15 protein-coding genes are annotated in these 21,195 nt (G+C 45.3%); 4 read left to right on the top strand and 11 right to left on the bottom strand.

The features are described 5' to 3' along the window. Positions 1 to 18: 18 nt before the first annotated feature. From JFC06_RS02825 to trmB, 3 genes are all read right to left on the bottom strand, one after another. The gene (locus JFC06_RS02825; RefSeq protein WP_193004767.1) at positions 19 to 1,116 is read right to left on the bottom strand and encodes a regulatory protein RecX; all 1,098 of its coding nucleotides are present in this window, start codon (positions 1,114 to 1,116) and stop codon (positions 19 to 21) included. A gap of 40 nt (positions 1,117 to 1,156) precedes the next feature. After that, on the bottom strand, positions 1,157 to 2,224 hold the full coding sequence (gene recA, locus JFC06_RS02830; RefSeq protein ID WP_193004766.1) for a recombinase RecA: 1,068 nt from the start codon (positions 2,222 to 2,224) through the stop codon (positions 1,157 to 1,159). A gap of 1,046 nt (positions 2,225 to 3,270) precedes the next feature. Then, a complete protein-coding gene (trmB, locus tag JFC06_RS02835) occupies positions 3,271 to 4,080 on the bottom strand; it encodes a tRNA (guanosine(46)-N7)-methyltransferase TrmB (RefSeq protein ID WP_404814985.1) in 810 nt (269 codons plus the stop codon). A gap of 225 nt (positions 4,081 to 4,305) precedes the next feature. Between trmB and JFC06_RS02840 the strand changes: the two genes are divergently transcribed. Beyond that, a complete protein-coding gene (locus JFC06_RS02840; protein WP_193004782.1) occupies positions 4,306 to 5,241 on the top strand; it encodes a DUF2628 domain-containing protein in 936 nt (311 codons plus the stop codon). Positions 5,242 to 5,244: 3 nt separating this feature from the next. On the opposite strand, the gene JFC06_RS02845 is transcribed toward JFC06_RS02840, so the two are convergent. The 8 genes from JFC06_RS02845 to gmk form a co-directional block, all read right to left on the bottom strand. Beyond that, positions 5,245 to 7,137 (bottom strand): monovalent cation:proton antiporter-2 (CPA2) family protein, encoded by a 1,893-nt coding sequence (locus JFC06_RS02845; RefSeq protein ID WP_193004764.1) that lies wholly within the window; start codon positions 7,135 to 7,137, stop codon positions 5,245 to 5,247. A gap of 76 nt (positions 7,138 to 7,213) precedes the next feature. After that, on the bottom strand, positions 7,214 to 7,918 hold the full coding sequence (locus JFC06_RS02850) for a hypothetical protein (RefSeq protein WP_193004763.1): 705 nt from the start codon (positions 7,916 to 7,918) through the stop codon (positions 7,214 to 7,216). Positions 7,919 to 8,062: 144 nt separating this feature from the next. Then, entirely contained in the window at positions 8,063 to 9,226 is a 1,164-nt protein-coding gene (locus JFC06_RS02855; protein WP_198333897.1) for a cation diffusion facilitator family transporter, read from the bottom strand. 182 nt (positions 9,227 to 9,408) lie between these two features. After that, positions 9,409 to 11,697 carry a primosomal protein N' gene (locus tag JFC06_RS02860; protein ID WP_198333898.1) on the bottom strand — a complete coding sequence of 763 codons (2,289 nt, stop codon included), beginning with the start codon at positions 11,695 to 11,697 and terminating at the stop codon, positions 9,409 to 9,411. A gap of 145 nt (positions 11,698 to 11,842) precedes the next feature. Next, a complete protein-coding gene (locus JFC06_RS02865; protein ID WP_193004760.1) occupies positions 11,843 to 12,223 on the bottom strand; it encodes a RidA family protein in 381 nt (126 codons plus the stop codon). 200 nt (positions 12,224 to 12,423) lie between these two features. Continuing rightward, positions 12,424 to 14,622, bottom strand: coding sequence for a RelA/SpoT family protein (locus JFC06_RS02870; RefSeq protein ID WP_198333899.1), 2,199 nt, complete (start codon positions 14,620 to 14,622; stop codon positions 12,424 to 12,426). A gap of 394 nt (positions 14,623 to 15,016) precedes the next feature. Continuing rightward, positions 15,017 to 15,277 (bottom strand): DNA-directed RNA polymerase subunit omega, encoded by a 261-nt coding sequence (gene rpoZ / locus JFC06_RS02875; RefSeq protein WP_193004758.1) that lies wholly within the window; start codon positions 15,275 to 15,277, stop codon positions 15,017 to 15,019. A 173-nt stretch (positions 15,278 to 15,450) separates the two neighbouring features. Then, positions 15,451 to 16,077 carry a guanylate kinase gene (gene gmk, locus JFC06_RS02880; protein ID WP_193004757.1) on the bottom strand — a complete coding sequence of 209 codons (627 nt, stop codon included), beginning with the start codon at positions 16,075 to 16,077 and terminating at the stop codon, positions 15,451 to 15,453. 332 nt (positions 16,078 to 16,409) lie between these two features. Here gmk and ispH point away from each other — a divergent pair, with 332 nt between their 5' ends. From ispH to htpG, 3 genes are all read left to right on the top strand, one after another. Further along, a complete protein-coding gene (ispH, locus tag JFC06_RS02885; protein ID WP_193004756.1) occupies positions 16,410 to 17,366 on the top strand; it encodes a 4-hydroxy-3-methylbut-2-enyl diphosphate reductase in 957 nt (318 codons plus the stop codon). 566 nt (positions 17,367 to 17,932) lie between these two features. Beyond that, positions 17,933 to 18,748 (top strand): thioesterase family protein, encoded by an 816-nt coding sequence (locus JFC06_RS02890; RefSeq protein WP_193004755.1) that lies wholly within the window; start codon positions 17,933 to 17,935, stop codon positions 18,746 to 18,748. 313 nt (positions 18,749 to 19,061) lie between these two features. After that, positions 19,062 to 21,023 (top strand): molecular chaperone HtpG, encoded by a 1,962-nt coding sequence (htpG, locus tag JFC06_RS02895; protein ID WP_198333900.1) that lies wholly within the window; start codon positions 19,062 to 19,064, stop codon positions 21,021 to 21,023. The last annotated feature ends 172 nt before the right edge of the window (positions 21,024 to 21,195 follow it).

Raw genomic sequence — 21,195 nt, forward strand, 5'->3', positions numbered from 1 at the left:
AAGTTTAAAGACAATCCGCTAAAAGCGCTCATCTAACGTCTCTAAGGTATAGTTGAGCGCAGCAAAGCAGATATCGGTCTTAAACCCTCTATATTGCAAAAACCGTAGCTGGCGTGCTTTGTCTTTTTGCTCAGTAGGAATGTCAGCACCGTACTTTTTGGTACGCGCTATGACAGCCAGTTTTAGCCAATCGACCCCGTCAACCGGCGTATCCGCGCTATCCTCTACAAATTCGCTAAACTCATCAGACTCTGCATTTGCCAGATCAATGAGCTCATCGATATTGCCTGGCATAGCGATTTTCTTACGATAAAATTCTTGCTTGATACGTCCGCGTCCACGACCTTTACGAATATTTTCACGTATTAGCATCAGTGTGGTACGGTAATCACTTTGATAGCCTTTTTCTGCAAACTCATCGAGCAGAGCATCTACCTTTTCTGGATCTTGTTCTTTATCGATCAGTTTTTGTTTAAGCTCAGCCTTACCATACTCACGGCGCGACAAATAATAAAAAGCCAACCAACGCAAACGGCTTTCAGCTTTGATGGCATCAATATCGGCCTGTCGTTGTTCGGGTGTGCGCAAGTAGGCTTTTAGTGCAGCTGGTAGATTGTCGGTTTGGTTGTCCGCTGCACGATCATCAGTCGCTGTTAGCGCAGGTAGGTGTTGCGAGCTGTCTACATATGGCTGGTCGTCAGTAGTGGCGGCACTATCGTCGTTATTGCCATGAACATTATGCTTAACTTCTGCCAGCATCTCTTTGATGCTCTGTGCTTTAGGTGGCTGATAAGTAGGCGCATCGCTAGGCTCAGGGGTAAAGTTAGCCGCTGGATGAAAGTGTTTTTTACGTCTTTTGGATTTGGAGGGTTTTTGATCCGTCGAGGAGGGTGTCTCGATAGTGTCTACATCAAAACTAGAATCGCTGGGCAAAGATGGCTTTTTGTCCGAATGGATTGAGCGCTTACTCGCTTTAGCTGTCTGTATGGGTTGGTCTTTATCGGTACGTTTAACAGATCTAGAGGAGTGAGAAGGCTTTTTTTGCGGGGTACGAGGAGTACTCGCTGAGTCGGTGTCCGATTCAGCGAGTATGTCAGCTAAGGTTTTAATGTTCATTATAAACCATGGGAACTGTTAACAATTAATGATGAAACCATTATTGTACAGGGTCAGAGACCAATTCTTCGTTGGCTTCATTAGCTTTGTCACTGTCTGCGGCTTTACTGTCGTTTTTCACCCCAAGCTTTTCGGCACGAATTTTGTCTTCGATCTCTTTAGCAATGGCAGGGTTCTCTTTTAAGAACAACACAGAATTGGCTTTACCTTGACCGATTTTTTCGTCACCATAGCTGTACCAAGAGCCCGCTTTTCCGACCGCACCAATCTCGACACCCAAATCAATGACTTCGGCTAAGTGATTGGTTCCTTCACCGTAAGTAATCTCAAACTCAGCTTGACGGAATGGCGGGGCCATTTTGTTTTTAATGACTTTGACACGGGTTTGGTTACCGATGATTTCATCACCGTTTTTGACCGCACCGATACGGCGGATGTCCATACGTACTGAGGCATAGAATTTGAGTGCATTACCACCTGTCGTCGTCTCAGGGCTACCGAACATCACACCAATTTTCATACGGATTTGGTTAATAAAGACCACCATACAGTTAGAGCGCTTGGCGTTACCAGTGATTTTACGGAGTGCTTGGCTCATAAGACGTGCTTGTAGGCCCATATGCGAGTCGCCCATCTCGCCTTCAATCTCGGCACGCGGTGTCAAGGCGGCAACCGAGTCAATAACGATCATATCGATCGCTCCTGAGCGTACTAGCATGTCAGTGATTTCAAGCGCTTGTTCACCATTATCAGGCTGGGAGAGCAACAAATCGTCAGTATTCACGCCAAGCTTGCGTGCATAAACAGGATCGAGGGCATGCTCAGCATCAATAAAGGCACAAGTGCCCCCTTGTTTTTGACATTCGGCAATGGCTTGCAATGTCATGGTGGTTTTACCTGAGCTTTCAGGACCATAGATTTCAACGATACGCCCTTTAGGCAGACCGCCGATACCAAGCGCAATATCGAGACCAAGAGAGCCTGTTGAGACCACATCAGCATCAAGAATGGCTGAGTCGTCACCTAGTTGCATAATGGTATTTTTACCAAACTGTTTTTCAATTTGACCTAATGCCGCTTTGAGGGCTTTGGCTTTATTGTCGTCCATACTGGATTCCTTGTTTGCAATAATGAATGTGAAACTATCAATTTTGATGCTATCAATAAAATATACGTACTATTCAAAATGATGGTTCAATAGGGCTGATTGCTACTTAGACAATAAGAGGCGACCAGCGTCTAGCTAGAATAAATAGGAGGTAATAGTGGTGATGTCGTCAGTCGTATCTGATGTATCACTCTACTATACAGTAAAATTAAATCATGAGAAAAGTAAAAATAAGTTCATAAAAAGTAGCGGCCATAGTATGGGTTGCGTCACATTATGCGCATTAACTTTTAACGCAGATCGGTAGCGCTACTGGTTAGATAAGGCAATTATAACAAAATCCAAGGATTACATAGAGGGTCAGACTACGCTAAACGACAATAACTGTCGCATGATTTAAGGGTAATTTTTGGTCTGTAATTTTTGAGAGGACTGACAAGAAAATAGAATTTTTGGACAGGAAAATGGGGTAGTTTGTCAATAGTTTTATGAGTTGTCCACAGCAAGTAAAACGCTCAGATTTCCCTGTTGTGAAACATTATTGACTATAAAATTTTTTTTAAAAATATTTAAAATAATTTTTTATGAGTAAACGCTGGGTTTAAGTTTTTGATTTTTAATGATTTTTTAATTGTATAAAAAATGAACGATTTTACCTTGTCCTTTATGTTATCTAGGGATGTCTCTGTCAAGGGGTGACTTATACACAGGGTTATCCACAGCTTATGGGGAGAACTCATGAATCCCTTATAGTACCAATGTTTGCGCAGATAATTAACATAGGGCAATAAGTCTATAATATTTTTTTATACGAATGCAAATGTATTTTTATCGATATATGGACTGCTAGTCGTGATGTTTCACATATGACATTTTTATGAATTTTTCTCCCTAAATATTCTTATGCTCGGTGGTTTAAGGGATATGGCCAAGAAATGAGGCAATAATCTTATGTAATTTAGTAGAGAGCGGGCGAACAAGTACAAAAAAGCGGCTAGATAATTTAGCCGCTAGAGTGAAAATCTATTGAGAATAAGCCGTTCGCGTTAATCTTTAATATAGATTAAATCCCAAACCCCATGTCCACGCTCTAAACCACGACGCTCGAACTTGGTCATTGGACGAAAGTCAGGACGGTCAGTGAAATTGCCCGCGCCCGCTTGATTGGTTAATCCGGCAAAGTTATCTAAAACGTCAACCATCCAAAAAGCGTAGTGCTCCCAGTCAGTGGCGGTATGGAACCAGCCGCCTTGTTTTAAGCTACGAGTGACAATGGTCATGCGTTCAGGACTGACGAAACGGCGTTTGTAATGACGTTTCTTTTGCCATGGATCAGGGAAGTACAGTTGAATACGATCGATATGATTTTCTGGCAATTGTTTGAGCAACTGAATGGCATCACCGTTGATGATTTTGACATTGGTCAAACCTTGAGTACCTGCCATATACGCGCATTTACCAATGCCAGGCTCATGTACTTCGACGCCAACGAAATTACGGGTCGGTTCGGCTGCTGCCATCTCGATGAATGAATCACCCAGTCCAAAACCAATCTCTAGCGTGAGCGGCGCTTCACTGCCGTTGGGGCTGTCGGTAAATAGTGAACGCAAGTTATCAATACCATCGAGGTTGCCGTCACCGAAACTGTTATTGACCAGATAATCGGCAAACTCTGGCGCAGTCAGTGCCAGTTCAGCGTTTTTATTCATGTGCGTACGCCGCTTCATAAACGTGTTGACAATACGTAGGTGTTTGTCAGTGGCTGGCTCTGTTTCACTATCGGCACTGCTGTCGATATCGCTATGTTGCTCAGTGCTATTAAGGGCTTGCTCATCAGTTGTATTACTACTAGTGATGTTATCGTTGATATCAGGATGTTGACTCATAGGATTAATAAGGCTTCGTTAGGTGGGTGAGGTTGGTTCATTATAAGTCAAATCAGTACAACTGTGAACGTACAATCTTGTTTTAGCAGGCTTTCGGCTGACTTCCATGGTTGCTCTATGCTATACACAGGTTTTGACATTATCATATAATAGTCGTTGATAGAGTCATTTTTGAGTCCAACAGAGTGTACTGCCATGCTATTTATCGAGACGGATTCGCCGCCACCGTTTTATCAAGAACAGCTAACGCCTACGAAGCGCCAACAGCTAGACAAGTGGTTTATTGGCCATCGTAGCCAGCGTTACTATCTTAAACGCTTTGAGCAATTCGATCAGCAAGGTTATCTGTCGCCAAAATGGCACTGGGCCGCATTTTTTATTACCTTTCCTTGGCTGCTATATCGTAAACGTTACATGGATGCCATTGTCTATAGTGTGGCAGGATGGTCTTTTATCCAGCTTAACGTGGCTATTGTATTGGTGGCGTTTGAGTTTGTGGCGATGTCTTACATTCCTGATGCGTACCAGATGGCGACACGTATAGGCATTGCTGCCATTATTTGGCTATTTTGGTCATTTATGGTGGCTCGCTGGACGGACGCTTATTATTATCGAATGGCAAGGCGTGAGATTGCTGACGCTATCAATGACTATCCGCGAGATGAGGCCGCGCAACAAGCGCATTTACGCCGAGAGGGTGGGGTGAGTTTATTTGGGTTGGCGTTAGGATTTGGTTTTTTTGCCTTTGCTTTAATGGTCATCAAGGTGCAGTTTTTACCTATTATCGCTAAGCCAAAAGCCAATGAGGTATTGTTTGACACCTATGATGTCGCCAAAACGACACAAAACCGTGTGGCACTGATGTATCAGAAAACAGGACGGTGTCCAGTGAATCTGCCGCTTAATACCGAGACTCAGCAGATACGCATTGAGATCGATAACAAAGCGGCTGGCGTATCAGAAACCGACTGTGCGGTGATTGCCACGATACGAAACGTCAAATTTCCTATACGCTACCTCAATGATCAGACACTCGTCTTTTATCATCTACCAGAGGGTGATAGCTGGGACTGCATGAGTTCACTGAATAAAAAGCTAGCACCGGAAAGCTGCAATGAGGACACGCCCTAGCCATTACAGTGAGTTTTTAGAATCAGTGGCGATGTCCTCTTTATCATCAACGGGTGTCGCTTGGCTTTTTAGGGCATCATAAAAATCGCTCAAATCCATCTTTCGAGCTTTATCGATATCTTCATCAAACAAACTCTCAAGCTCTGCCATTGCTGACTGTGCTGATTCGATCATGCTGGCTTCATCGTCATAAATAGCTTGCTGACGTTCTATCAAGTCATCATCGTAGTCGCGGAATGTTTGTACCGTTTCGCGCGCTTTTTCGGGTGAGATACCCAGCAGCTGTAGGGACTCTCGCGACATGTCTAAAGAAGACAAATATGTCTCACGCCAGATGTGACGTACCCCAACCTCACGTAAACGGTAATAGTGCTGGCGGTCACGCGCGCGCGCTAACACAATCATCTCAGGATAGTTTTTACGCAAGTACTGCGCCGTTGTGATAGAACGCTCTAAATCATCAATAGCGAGAATGAACACACGGGCTTTTTTAATACCCGCGGCGCGTAATATTTCTGGGTTTTTGGGATCACCATAATAGACTTGATTACCAAACTTACGGACAAAATCGACGCGATTTGCTGAGCGCTCAATGGCGGTAAACTCGATATTATGCATACGCAGCACACGCCCGATGATTTGTCCGACGCGGCCAAAACCGGCAATAATGACCTGATGTTCATGATCTGGAATGGTATCGTATTCGCGGCTTGGTTTGCTTTTGGCAAATAAAGGCTCACCCACTTTTTCTAACAATAAAAATGCCAGTGGTGTGAGTGCCATCGAGATGGTTACGATAAGGTTAAGCGTGTTTGCCAGCTCGGGTCGTAAGACATTTTGGGCGGTCGCGACACTGAATAAGACAAAGGCAAATTCACCGCCTTGGGCTAGCGTGACGCCTAGTCTGATACTGGTCGGCCAGCGATTGCCAGATATTTTTGCAATCGCCGCGATGACACCAAATTTGATAAACATCAATGCCATTGCACAGCCAATAATAAAGAGAGGTTGTGCCAAAATGAGTTTGACATCGGTCAGCATACCGACCGACATAAAGAACAACCCTAGTAGCAACCCTTTAAAAGGCTCGATACTGGCTTCTAACTCATGGCGATACTCAGAATCGGCCAGCAACACGCCTGTCAAAAATGCCCCTAGCGCCATCGACAGACCAATTTGGCCCATCAAAATAGACACACCCATGACGATAAACAGTGCCACGGCAGTCAATAATTCAGATGCCCCACTTGACGCGACAAATTTAAAAAACGGCCGGATAATATAACGACTAGCAAAAATTAGGCCGGCAAAAACAGCAAAAACCTTACCAAAGTAAATTAAATCGTAGCTTTGTTCACGCACCCCCGATAGGAATGGAATGACCGCTAGAAGGGGGATAACTGCGATATCTTGGAACAATAAAATCGTAAATGCTTCTCGGCCGTGGGTGCTTGAAAGCTGCTGTTTTTCGGTCAGTATTTGGAGCACAAAAGCAGTAGAAGAGAGGGCAAGACCGAAGCCGACAATAAAAGCGGTATCTAGTGGTAAAGTAAAAAACTGTATTAACAGCCACATCAATAAGGCGCCGGTAAGACCAACTTGGAGGCCACCAAGGACGAATATCGAGCGCCGTAATGCCCAAAGCCGTGAAGGCTGTAGCTCAAGCCCGATGATAAACAACAGCATGACCACGCCAAATTCAGAAAAGTGCAGTAAGCTCTCTGCATCGCCCGCTACATCTAAGCCACTTGGGCCCAATATAAGCCCTGTGATGAGATAGCCCAACACAGTTGCAATCCCAAAGCGTTTGCCCAAGGGTACAAAAAGTAATGCTGCCCCCAAGAAAATCGTAGCTTGTAACATTAAGTTTGGTGAGCCGGCGGCGGCAGCGAACATCTTGTATCCTTAATGGTGGCAATCAAGTGAGCAATATAAAGCGGTGGTAGCAAAAACGATATGGCGACGACGTAAACTATTTTTTGCGGTAAATTTTCCAAATGCCGTTGTCTGCGATTGGGTTGTTATACGCATCATTACGACGCTTACGCGGAGTCTGCCGACTGTCTACGATTTTAAAGTCAGGCAAGGCATGGACAATCAGGCCAGTACGATAAAAGCGCACCCGTTCAGGCTCTAGCATCTCGCCTTTACTATCACGGCAAAAAACATAAGCACGTAAATCAATAAATTCACGGTGCGCGACCAGACGCGCTTCATCATCACTATCAAACACGGCTGCCATACGGGCAACTTCATCAACCGTGTAATCACCACATTTATCAGTAAGTGCGCCTACCGAGCCAAAGCTTTTGGATTCTTTGGCACGAGTCTTGGTCAGATGCAAGCGTTGCACATGATAAATAAACTGCGGAATCTCAAGGCTGGCAGGTAGCGGCAGATAGTCAGGTGGTAGATTGGCAGCCGGATAAAAAGCCAGTGCACGCGCCAGCAAAGGCTGCCAGCGCTGTTGATAAGCTTGGACCTCGGCTAAGTTACCTTCATAAATCGGCATGTCACGAATTTGCCGCAAAATATCCGGCGGAAACTGTTCATTACGAAAGCTGGCAATGTCTTCTTGCAGCGTTGAGAGCAAAACTTTGGCGTGTTTTTTGCCATCCTTTGACGTAGGGTCTTCGATATGATCTGGGGCGACAAAGGGCGCTGAGCGTTTAGACATAGTGATACATCATCAATAGATAGGTAAAAATGCTAATAAATGTGGTGGCTTAAGTCAAACGACGTTCCGCTTGATTGCTTGTTATTACTAATCAGTCTTTATTATAACCACATAATCTCGCTTAATTTTCGTTTTTTTTATGGCTTAGTGATTGTGCCCTATGTGTTTGTTACTGTCAGCGGGCTGCTTTGAGATATCACAAACTAAGGCATCACTATGTGTTTCGGTTTGTGGGTGCGACAAGCTTTCGACCTGAATGGTGGCGTGATGGATACCAAGATCGAGTAAGCTTTGTTCTAGACTGGCAATCAACACGCTTGATTTATGAATACTCATGTCGCCATCGACCACGATGTGACAAGATAAGGCGTTTAAGCCGCTAGTAATGCTCCAAACATGAAGGTCGTGGACGGCATTTACCTGAGGGTGAGTAAGCAGTTTTTGTTCGACATCGACTAACGATATATGAGCAGGCGTGCCTTCCATTAAGATGTGCACTGAGTCACGGACCACACGGTAACCGCTCACTAATATCAGGATGGCAACCACTACCGAGGCTACCGCATCCGCCCATACCCAACCAAATCCCATCATCAGTAAGGCTGCGATGATAGCGGCGACTGACCCTAGTAAATCACTCAATACGTGCAAGTAAGCACTCTGCATGTTGAGATTAACCGGCTCTTTATTGTCAGCTGACTGGCTATCATTTGTCCCATGACTGTGCCCGTGAGCGTTACTACTGCGGCTACCTCGATGCATGAACCACGCCACCAAAATGTTGACCAACATACCGATAGTCGCAACGATCAGCATACCTTGCGTAGCAATTTCAGGGGGTGAATTGAAACGTTTGATCGCTTCATAAAAAATCATTAGAGCGATGATAACCAGCGTAGCACCATTTAAGGTAGCGACTAAAATCTCAAAGCGCTTATAACCAAAGGTCTTTTGGTGAGTGGCTGATTTTTCGCCAATCTTAAACGCCATTAGGGTGGCACCAAGGGCTATCGCATCGCTTAGCATGTGACCGGCATCTGATAATAGCGCCAAGCTGCCTGTGAGCCAGCCACCGATGGCTTCGATAAACATGTAGCCAGTAATGATAAGAAAGCTAATCAGTAACGTTCGTTGATAGCCTTTAGTGTCTCTCGGGGCTGTTGTCTGTTCTAAATGGGCATCGTGATCATGATTGTCTTGCCCTGCATGCGTATAGTTAGGGTACTCACTATCTTGATGTGTGTGCGTATCAGTAGCACCCTGATGAGCAGGATTATTTTGCCTCGGGTTTGAATTTTCTGATTTCATAACAACACTCAAGTTTCTGACGTTACATTAAATAATCCATACTTGTACGGCACACGGAAGCTATCTGCTAATCAAGCAGGCCAAACAGCTGTTATAAATTTAACACAGTCGAGTATGAGAAACTGTTACCCCGAAGTAAAAATAACACCGCGGCGCCCGATGATTACTTTACAGTGCTTTAACTACCAACCCACAGGGTCAATATCCAAAGTAAGCTTGAGGTATTTAGCGCTTGGCAGGGCAAGTACGGGTTGCCACCATTGGCTGAGTACATGATGTAAGTGGCGACGATCTTTGCCTAAGAGCAGTAGCTGTACATGGTAGCGGCTGTTCTTTTTACTCATAGGCGCATCGATAGGCCCCAGTACGGCCAGTTTATGGGCGTTTGGTAAAATGGCAATCGCATCTTTGAGCGCTTGCGTGGTGGCCGCAAGCGTTTTGCCTTCACAGCGTATCAGCGCGGCATGACTATGCGGGGGTAAGCCCATCATTTTGCGTTCTTGCAGCAACTCACGAGCAAAGGATAAATAGCCATCTTTGACCAGTTTTAGTAACAGCTCGTTGTCAGGTTGCAAGGTTTGAATCAGCACGCGTCCGGCCTTGTCACCGCGGCCCGCGCGGCCTGCCACCTGAATCATCAGCTGGGCGGTATGCTCGGGCGAGCGAAAGTCTGCGGATAAAAATCCACGATCGGCATTGGGTAGGCAGACGAGGGTGACATTGGGAAAGTGATGACCTTTGGCAACCATTTGCGTGCCGACCAATATCGCAGGCTTGCCTTCATTGATACGCTGATAAATGTTTTCCCAGCTGTCTTTACGCCTTGTCGTATCGCGATCGATTTGAATTATGGGGTAAAGCACCTTACTGGTTTGCGGGTTGGCAAAAATCGCGTGTAAGTTTTCACTCAGTCTTGTGGTGCCCATCCCTTTAGCGTCTAAATTTTGACTGCCGCAATCAGGGCAAACAGTCGGAATATAGGCTTGCCAGTCGCAATGGTGGCATTTTAAATAGGCGTTGTTTGCGTAGTGGCGACGCTGCGTTTGGCTGTTGTAGTGTACCGTTAGATGAGCATCACAGCGCGGACAATCTGCCTGCCAACCGCACGCTTCGCATAATAAAACAGGCGCATAGCCGCGACGGTTTAAGAAAATTAATACTTGGTCACCTGCCTCGAGCGTTTGCCGTATTGCTCCGATTAGCGCATCTGTCAGTCCTGTGTCATAGCGTGTGCCATCATTCGTGGTTTGTTGATGGGTGCTTTGTAGACGGGCGTCAATGAGCTGCATGGATGCAGGCTTAGCATTACCAGGACGAGTAAGTAGTTGGTACTCAACGAGTTTGCCGTCATCGACTAACTTTAAATGCTCAAGAGAGGGGGTGGCCGTACCCAGCACGACAGGAATACGGTACTGCGAGCCGCGATAAAGGGCGACATCAGCAGCATGATAGCGCAATGTGTCTTGTTGCTTATAAGAACCATCATGCGCTTCATCAACAATGATGAGGCCCAAATCTGCGAAGGGGTATAGCACGGCTGATCGTGTACCGATGATGATTTGAGCATGTCCAGTGCGGCAGTCTTGCCACCCTTGTAAGCGATGGGTATTGTTCATTCCCGAATGTAACAAGACGATATGGGCGGCAAATCGACTGGCAAAGCGCGCCCGCGTCTGCGGTGTAAGGCCAATCTCGGGCACTAAGATCAGCACTTGCTTGCCAGCTTCTAATACGGCTTGCATCGCTTGTAGATAGACCTCGGTCTTACCACTGCCGGTAATGCCATTTAATAAAAACCCCGTGTAGCGTGTAGCGTCATGAGCAGCAACAATAGCGTTAACTGCAAGCTGCTGCTCATCATTGAGATCTAGGGGCATTTTTGCTAACGTCACAGGCGAGGACGCTTGTTTTGGTTGAATATAACGCTCGATCAGGCCTTTGTCCTCAAGCGTTTTTAAAAAATTGCGCTCCATGCCTTCTAATAGCAGTACATCTTCACTAGCGCCATGTTCGCCATGTAGTTTTAGCATGTCAAATTGCTGTTTTTGCTTTTTTGCGTTGGCGTGAAAGTCATCATCAGTGACATGTGGCAAAATTCGCCAGTGCGTAATCAGCAAATCTAGCGGTTTGCCTTGACGAACCAAGCTTGGCAAGATGACCGCTAAGACGTCACCAAGTGGGTAGTGATAATAACGCGCAAGCCACAAAGCCAGTTTTAGCATACTGCCCTCTAAAATAGGCTCAGCATCTAAGCATTGATTAATAGGCTTTAGCTTGTTGAGGGGAACGCTACTATCCGCTTCAGAGATATGAGCAATAACGATACCGATCAGGGTTTGACGACCGAATGATACCTCGACGCGGCTACCAATTTGCGGTATCAGCACATGTGGCGAGACGCTTGTTTCTGCCGGTAGGCTATAGTCAAACACCCGATAAAGGGGCACAGGCAGAGCAACTTGTACCAACATAAAATACACCCATAGCCTTTTAGTGGGTTAAATAACGACATTGATCAGCATCATAACAGTAAGCCCAAATAGGGCTATTTGGGCTTATTTTAAAAGGGTTACTTTGACTTAAGAATTGAGAGTTAAGTAGGGTAATCTATACGAATTACTCAATATACAAAATAGACTCAATTTCTACCACGCCGCCTTTAGGCAAGGCTGCAACTTGAACCGCCGCACGGGCAGGATATGGCTCGCTTAAGTTGGCAACAAATACCTCATTTAAAGCCGCAAAGTCATTCAAATCCGTTAATGACACATTAAACTTAACCACGTCATTTATACTGCCGCCAGCAGCTTCGCAGATGGCCTTGATATTTTCAAAGACTTGCTTCGCTTGCGCCTCAAAGCCGTCTCTTAACTCCATGGTATCAGGATCAAAGCCAAGCTGTCCTGAGATGTAGACGGTATTACCAACTTTTACCGCTTGTGAATAGGTGCCAACAGCCGCAGGTGCTTTATCTGTTTGAATGGTTTGACGAGTCATATCATATCCTTTTTTATATTTTTCTGGTTGGGCTTACAAGGCCGTATCAACCAATCAGTGATTATACAGTCTAGGTTTATTTGCTAGACAATCAATAAAATACTTTACTATTTTATCATTGTTTTGGGTTTTTCTAACAATAGTAAATGACCTACTCAATACTGTATTGCGTAGCCGTTGCTGCTAACCCACTATCGTCACTACAGCTGATATAACCGTATGATATTGGGAAAACCGAGTAATGAGCGCAGCTCGCGAATGCCTTGGGCTAAGTGATTACGACTACGCACAATGATGTGGATGATGGTGTCACTGTTACGGACATCGACTGTCTCGACCCCGATGTTTAACTGGCGTAGATGATAGATAACTTCAGTAATTTGTTCATCGCTTAGCGCAATAGACAGCTTTAGATAAGCGGGGAAGCGAATCTTTCCGGTATTTTTTATATCGTACTCGTCTGACTCACCTTGTTGTACGGCTTTATCACTACGCCAGCGCAGCTGAATGACTTGATACGGGTTGTCTTTACGAATATCGTCCAGCGAGAAACACTTGTGCCGATGGACAACCAAACCATGGCGGGACAAATGACCAACGATAGGATCACCATAGATGGGATGACAGCAATTGGCAAAGTTAAGCTCCACGCCAGAAGCGTTAACTATCAGCTGCTGCGGTTGCGTCATATCATTACTGTGTTCTTGGGCTTGTAGGTCATTGACTTCATCGCTAAATAGGCGGGTTACCACGAGTTGTGGTAGGAGCGTGCCTGAGCTTATTTGCTCAAATAGGGCATCTTTTTCTGTTAATCCACGCCATTCAGTGAGGTTTTTCCAGTCACTGTCTGTCAAGTCATCGAGACTTTTTTGGTAGGTTTTTAGGGCGCGGTCTAACGCTTGCTGGCCATGATGCTGCTTATCCGCAGCAGACAAATCCTTAAACCAACGCAAAATCTCTTCACGTGCTTTATTGGTCACTACAAACCCAAGCCACTCAGCTTTTGGTTCTGAGTGGCTATTTACTTCAATTTCAACCAATTGACCATTTTTTACTACCGTACCAAGCTTGGCAGGCTTACCCTCGATATTGGCACCGACGGCCACGTTACCTACCATAGGTCCAACAGCATAAGCGAAGTCTAGCGCGGTGGCCCCTTGTGGCAGCTCATAGGCACGCCCCTTGGGACTGTAACAGATGATTTTACTGGAGTGCAGATAGTCCATCAGCTCATTAATGGTAGAGACGGCCGCTGAAAAGTCAGGGCTGTTTTCATCCAAGCTGTCTTCATCGACCAAGTCTTTCATGTTACGCAGTGAGGCTTGAATGACCGATTGACTGATATCAGAAGCGTGCTCTGCGCCAATGACGCCAAGCCTTGCTGCGCTCTGCATCTGCTTGGTCAAAATAGTTACTTTTACCACATCGTTATCACGCTCATAAATCAAAGTGAGCGACTGACTACCGCCCGGTAGAGGCCTACGAATATTATCAGCAATGTGATTGTCATCAATTTGATATTTTTTAATCAAATAATACGCCAGTTTGTCACAGGATTCGATATTGTCGAGGACAATCTCGAACGCGTAATGACGAAGTAACGCATTAATCTCACCGCGATTGCGGAAAAACTGACGGTATATCACCACACGATTGTCTAAGACTTTCACCAGACCATTCAGTCCCAAATTGGTGAGGACAATACTCAAATAACGATGAATGGCTTCTTTTTGGAAATTACGCCCAAGACCATGCTGCAGCAGTTTATCGGACAGTTTGTTATACATATCAGAGTTCAGATTGCGATAACAAAGCACTTCGATGTAATCCGCAATGTCATTAAGCCCCATGAGCCGGGCAAAAGGCACATAAAAGTCCAAGGTTTCTTGGGCGGTGGTACGCTGTTTTTCGGGGCGTACCGCATCAAGCGTGGACATATTGTGTAATCGATCAGCAAGCTTGATAATCAACACGCGTGGATCAGCAAGGGTGGCTGTCAGAATCTTATGAAACGTGGCGGCTTTATTTTGTTGCTTATTGTGCGAGGAGGATTTTAGTTTGGTCACACCATCGACCAGCCTTGCCACGACGCTGCCATAGCGCTGCTCGAGCTGCTCATCACTTACCTCTGTGTCTTCGACCGTATCGTGCAAAATCGCCGCAATAATCGTGTCTCGATCTAGGCGAAAGCCCGCCAGTATCTCAGCGACCGCAATCGGGTGCGTAATATAAGGCTCCCCTGATTTACGCTTGTCTTTAATGTGTGCAATATCACCGAACTCACACGCATCAATAATGTCACGGCGTTCAGCGGCAGTGAGATAACCTACTGAACGCAGTAAATTGTATTGAGCGTCATCGACTAGATGATGACTGAGTTTGGGTAAGGTTTGACTCATAAAGTAACGATCCTATTTTCCATTACCTACTTGCCTGACTATTCATCAAGGTAAATATTCTATCAAGGTAAATGGTGACTGAATGAATGCTGAATGATTAGAAAAAAGCTTAAGAAAGAAGAAAGCCAAAAAACGAGGAAGGCCACCCTCTAATTAATCGTAATTTGCATTCAATGTCAACTGCTAAGCGAGCAGGTGCTGTAAAAATTTAGAAAATTTAACTTAACGGTCTATTTTGAAGGAGAAGTAGCGACTAAAACAGTCAAATCCATATCATTACCATTAAAAAACCACAGTCTATGCTGTGGTTTTTATCGTCATTAGGTACGTTTATCTTATAAAGCCGCTGTCCGCTTTATCGCTTTTATACCCCAGACGTTATAAAAGCAGTTTATTAAAAACTGTGATCGCCTGACAAGGCTAAATCCAATGAGCTGGTTGCAAAATGATGCTCTGGCTGATTTAGAATATCACGTGTGATTTTACCAGCAGCAATTTCACGTAACGCCAAGACAGTAGGCTTGTCATTATCGACATCAACCATTGGCTCAGCGATACCTTTGGCCAATTGACGGGCGCGCTTGCTTGCGACTAAAATCAGCTCAAAGCGATTATCAACGTTATCTAAACAATCTTCAATCGTCACTCGTGCCATAAATAGCTACCTCGGTTGTTTCTATCAGTCACGGACATTGCCCGCCACTTAACAAAAATAGTATCAAAAATGTAAAAAGGAATAGTTAGACATTATAGCATTTTTTGTGCAGTCGCGTAGTTGCTTTTTATGTCTTCTTTTTAGTGAACTGCCAACGATGATGAACGCTCAGCTTATTCTTCCGCTTTATTACTGAGCAAGTTAGTGATGGTGCGATGATAGCGCTGTTGTTGACGCGTAAGGGTCTGTCTGTCCGCCACGATGATCGCTTTTAGCTCAGTCAAAGCGACTTCAAAGTTGTCATTGATGATGACATAGTCGAAATGGACGTACTGCGCCATCTCAGTGACGGCACCTGCCAGACGTTGCTCGATGACTTCTAGTGTGTCTTGCGCACGCGCCGATAGACGTTGGCGCAAGGTTGCGATACTGGGTGGCAAAATAAAAATCATGGTCGCTTCAGTGAATATCTTTTTGACTTGCAGTGCCCCTTGCCAGTCAATCTCCAAAATCACATCAACCCCTGCTTCTAACTGGGCTCGAACGCTCTGTTCTGAGGTACCATAATAGTTACCAAACACCTCGGCATGTTCTAAAAACTGATTGTCACCAATGGCGCTTACAAAGTTATCTACGTCGGTAAAGTGATAATGCTGGCCATCAATCTCACCAGGACGCGGGGCGCGAGTGGTGTGCGAGACACTGACAGTCAAGTCATTGGTGGTGGCAAGCAGTTGTTTTACCAATGAAGTTTTGCCTGTACCAGAGGCGGCGGTAATAATAAATAGTGAACCTGTCATACAGTGTTTCCTAGTAAAGTGTGTCCTAATAAATGACTAAAAGATGTCTTGGTGAACGGCTAAGGGCTGGTAAAAATAAAAATCGCCATCATGATGATGAGAGAAATCAGTGTTGCTGTGTCATTATAAACTGCTTTTATGGCTTTTATTTTAATTAAAGCCACCTTGACCAACACCTTGTTAGGGTATTGTGCCCTCACATAGAACAGTGGTATTTTCAAAGGCAATAAAAGCAAATTATGCTAAAGTAGGCAGTGATTTCCTTCCAACTTTTGAATGGAAGCTTTTAAAAATAAGCTTTAACCATAAATTATCCAATGATAGGCCTCCTTATGCAAATTTATCTTGCCAATCCCCGTGGATTTTGTGCTGGTGTGGACCGCGCGATTGCGATTGTTAATGAAGCATTGACACGTTTTGAGCCACCCATTTATGTTCGTCATGAGGTGGTACATAATAAATTCGTCGTCTCTGACTTGGCCAATCGCGGCGCCGTATTTGTCGAAGAGCTGCACGAAGTGCCAGATGGCTCTATCGTTATTTTTTCAGCTCATGGTGTCTCAAAAGCTGTCGAAGATGAGGCTGAGCGCCGTGATCTTACCGTCTTCGATGCCACTTGCCCGCTCGTCACTAAGGTGCATATCGAGGTCGCTAAGTTTGCTCAAGACGGTATGGACGCGGTGCTCATTGGTCACGCAGGACACCCCGAAGTAGAAGGCACCATGGGCCGCTTTAGTCGTCGCCATGGCGGCCAGATTCATCTGGTCGAAGATGTGAGTGATGTCGAAGCGTTGAGTGTACAAGATGCTAAGCGATTGGCGTTTGTCACTCAAACCACTTTGTCAATGGATGACACGGCTCGCGTCATTGATGCGCTACGGGATAAATTTCCGAGTATTCAAGGCCCACGTAAAGACGATATTTGTTATGCCACCCAAAACCGCCAAGATGCGGTAAAAGATTTAGCCAGTCGCTGTGAGGTGGTCTTGGTGGTTGGCTCACCAAATTCTTCCAACTCTAATCGTCTACGTGAGTTAGCAGAGCGTATGGACTGTCGTGCTTATCTGATTGATAATGCTAATGAGATGGATCGCAGCTGGTTGGAAGGTGTGCAGAGTGTTGGGGTTACCGCGGGTGCATCAGCGCCTGAAGTGCTGATTCAAGAGGTGTTACAGCGGTTGCAAGAGTGGGGTGGGGATTTGCCTAGCGAGCTGTCAGGCATCGAGGAAAATGTGACGTTTAGTCTACCTAAAGCCTTGCGTATCCCGGTCACCCAAGTTGGTCAATAGGTAAAAATCTGTCCACTCATCAAAGCGCTTCACGGATGCGCCTTTATAAAAATATCTTATAAGTGTCACCTATTAAAAGTCATCTATTAAAAGCCACCTACTATGGATAAGGTAGAATGAAAAAACAGAAAACCAGATTTGTACTGGCCAAAGCCACGCTTGATGAGGTCAACAGGCAATTGAAAATAAATATGTTGGTTATTGGCATGCTGGTAGTGATACTGGTCCTAAACACAGCGCACTTTATAAAAGACTACAGTCTTTTTTATGGGATACTCACTGCCATTATGGTTTTTTTATTGTTTATCATGATAAAGAGTCGCAAAATTCTTAACATGAGAAAACAAGCGCTGGCTAGATAGCCTGCAAGATGGTGCTAAAGTGTGAAGACTCTATGAGTAACCAACAAACTGACAAGTAAACTGAGTCTACAGTTATTGGGCAGAACGGGTGAAAAACCCTCTCTAATGATAAAAAATCATGGTGTTTTCTTATATAACGACTTCTGATAGCAGCCGTAAAGCACAGAATTGATGAGAGAGATTTGATAAAAATTAAGGACAGTCATGCCAGCTTATTATACTTTTATTAAACGCGAACAAAAAGAAGACGGCGTCAGCGTGACGCATTATCAACCAACCAAGCATGCCCAAGGCGCTTGGAACGAGCATGAGCAGCACATGGCGCCAGCGACAGGCTTGCTGACGGCTGAGCTAAACGACTATGCACCGCAAGCCAACATGCGTATTGCCCGTATTAGCCTTGATATTTTAGGGTTAATACCGCTCGATGACTTTACCATCACTACCCGCTGTATTCGCCCAGGCCGGACTATTGAGCTTATTGAAGCGGTAATGAGCAGTCGCGGCCGCGATGCGATCATCGCGCGTGCTTGGCGACTCATGACGCAAGACACCAGTGAGATCGCAGGGCTTGAAGACCAAAAGGCGATACATACACCAGATGATTTGCCAGTTTGGGATGGTATGAAAGGGTGGCCAGGTGGTTTTATTGAAAGTGTGCGTTTGGTGACGGATACTCAGCGTCGTCCGGGCCGCGGCATGGTATGGATAACCAACGACAATGAGATGGTGGAAGGTGAGCCCACCGAGGATTTGGTGCATTTATTGGGGATGGTTGATACGGCCAATGGTGTCGTGCCGCGACTGGGTCTTGGCCTGTCAAAGTTAGAGTGGATGTTTCCCAATACGGACTTACAAATCCATATGCATCGGGCGCCGCAAGGTCGCTGGCTGGGGATCGAGGCTGTGCAGCAATATGGAGATGATGGTATAGGATTGACCAGTGCCATACTGCATGATGTGCATGGGCCGTTTGGTCGCAGTGAGCAAATCCTGACCATTCGCCCGATACCTCGCTAAATGTGATGTGAGTATGATGGTTACTGAGACTGTGGAGGCGAGTGAGCTGACGCGTGCCTAACGCCTTAACATGCACTTCTGTGCTAGTAGATTGTTTATACAATGACACCGCCTTAAAAAATTGGGGCGGTGTTTTTTATTGGACCAACATTTTAAGCTTGAAATTTTCTTCTGTGCCCCTATTAGTATAAACAGCTTAGCGGTGTTCAAAACGGAGATTCTCTACAGTTTTTTGAGCAGGTTGTTTGAGAAAATCCAGAGTGATTGCCGCTATCTTATAATACGTTTTTCACATACATTAAAGGAGTTTTTTATGAGTGAGTCTGTTCAAGCTGATAGCCAAAACCCTGAACTAAAAAAGCATACTTTTGAAGCAGAAGTGGCACAGTTGCTGCATTTAGTGACGCATTCACTGTATTCAAATGCCGATATTTTTGTCCGTGAGTTGGTTTCTAACGCCTCTGATGCTTGCGATAAATTACGCTTTGAAGCCACCAATGACGACAGCCTTTATGAAGATGATGGTGAGCTGCGTATTCGTATCGCCGTTGATGAAGACGCTAAAACTATTACCTTTACCGATAATGGTATCGGGATGAATGAGACTGACGCCATCGAAAACTTAGGTACGATTGCTAAATCAGGCACCAAAGCATTTTTAGACAAGTTGTCTGAATCACAAAAGCAGGACGGTCAATTAATTGGACAGTTCGGTGTGGGCTTCTATTCTGGTTTTATCGTCGCTGATACCATTAGTGTTGAATCACGTAAAGCAGGCGAGCCTGCCGATAAAGGCGTGCGCTGGGTATCAGATGGTACAGGCAGCTTTACCGTTGAGCCTATTACAAAAGAGACGCGCGGCACCGCCATCACGTTGCATCTAAAAGAAGAATACTCTGATGGCGAAGATAGCTATCTTGACCGCGGCAAAATCAAGCGTTTGGTCAATAAGTACTCTGACCATATCAGCTTGCCGATTCAGATGCGTAAAGAAGTGTGGCAAGAAGACGTCGCCGATGACGCAGATGACGATACGCCAGCGGGCGGCGAGATGGTATTGACCGATGAGTGGGAAACCATCAATAAAGCCAGTGCGCTATGGACACGCTCAGCGTCTGAGATTGAAGATGATGAGTATGTCGATTTTTATAAAAACATCACTTATGATATGGATGCGCCGCTTACTTGGACGCATAACCGTGTCGAGGGCCGCGTGCAGTATACGCAGTTGCTATATATCCCCAAAAAAGCCCCTGTCGATCTATATACTCGTGAGCAGCAACACGGTCTCAAGCTGTACGTCAAACGTGTGTTTATCATGGACGAGGCTGAGCAGTTGCTACCGATGTATCTACGCTTTGTCAAAGGCGTCATTGATTCAGCAGACCTACCATTGAACGTCAGCCGTGAGCTATTACAAGAGTCACGTGATGTAAAATCTATCCGTGATGGTAATGCGCGTCGTGTTCTCACTTTGTTAGCCAGCTTGGCCAACAGCGAAGACAGTGACAAACAAGAAAAATTCGCTCAGTTTTATAGCGAATTTGGTGATGTCATCAAAGAAGGTCTTGGCGAAGACATGGGCAACCAAGAGCGTATTGCCAAACTCCTGCGTTATGCGACCAGCACGCAAGATGGCCTTGAGACCAGCTTTGAAGACTATAAAGGTCGTATGAAGGAGGGTCAAAAAGCCATCTATTACCTAACGGCTGATAACTTGGCCGCGGCAAAAAACAGCCCGCAACTTGAGCTGTTTAAGAAAAAAGGCATTGAGGTTATCTTGATGACCAGCCGTGTCGACGAATGGGCGATGAACTTCTTAACCCAGTTTGACGACACACCGTTACAGAACATCGCCAAAGGCGCCGTAGATTTGGGCGACTTGCAAGATGAAGCCGAAAAAGCGGAAGCAGAGAAAGCGCAAGAAACGTTAAAGCCGGTGGTTGATAAATTAAAAACAGCGCTAGGCGAGCGTGCCAAAGATGTTAAAGTGTCTACTCGTTTGGTCGACAGTCCAGCTTGCTTGGTCGTTGGTGAAGGTGAGCTGTCCCCACAAATGATCCAAATGCTCAAGCAGATGGGGCAGGATGTGCCAGAGAGTAAGCCCACGCTTGAGGTCAATCCTGAGCATCCGTTAATCAAAAAGCTTGAAAGTAGCGAGCAATTTGATGATCTTGCGCAAGTTATCTTTGACCAAGCATTGCTAGCAGATGGCGGTCAATTAGAAGATCCAGCCGCTTATTTAAAACGCGTCAATGAGTTATTGATGAGATAGTATCTAGCATCTGATAAAAAAGGAGGTCTTATATATAGGGCCTCCTTTTTTTATTTGTTTTTGTGCAAATTTAAGCAAATTTTACAAATCAGCCTTATCCTCTTGACCGACAATCCGTTACAATCGCGTTAGATTAGCGAGCTAAACTGTTAGATCATGCTAATCGTCATTT

It is taken from the genome of Psychrobacter namhaensis (genome assembly GCF_016107545.1).
Taxonomy (GTDB): domain Bacteria; phylum Pseudomonadota; class Gammaproteobacteria; order Pseudomonadales; family Moraxellaceae; genus Psychrobacter; species Psychrobacter namhaensis.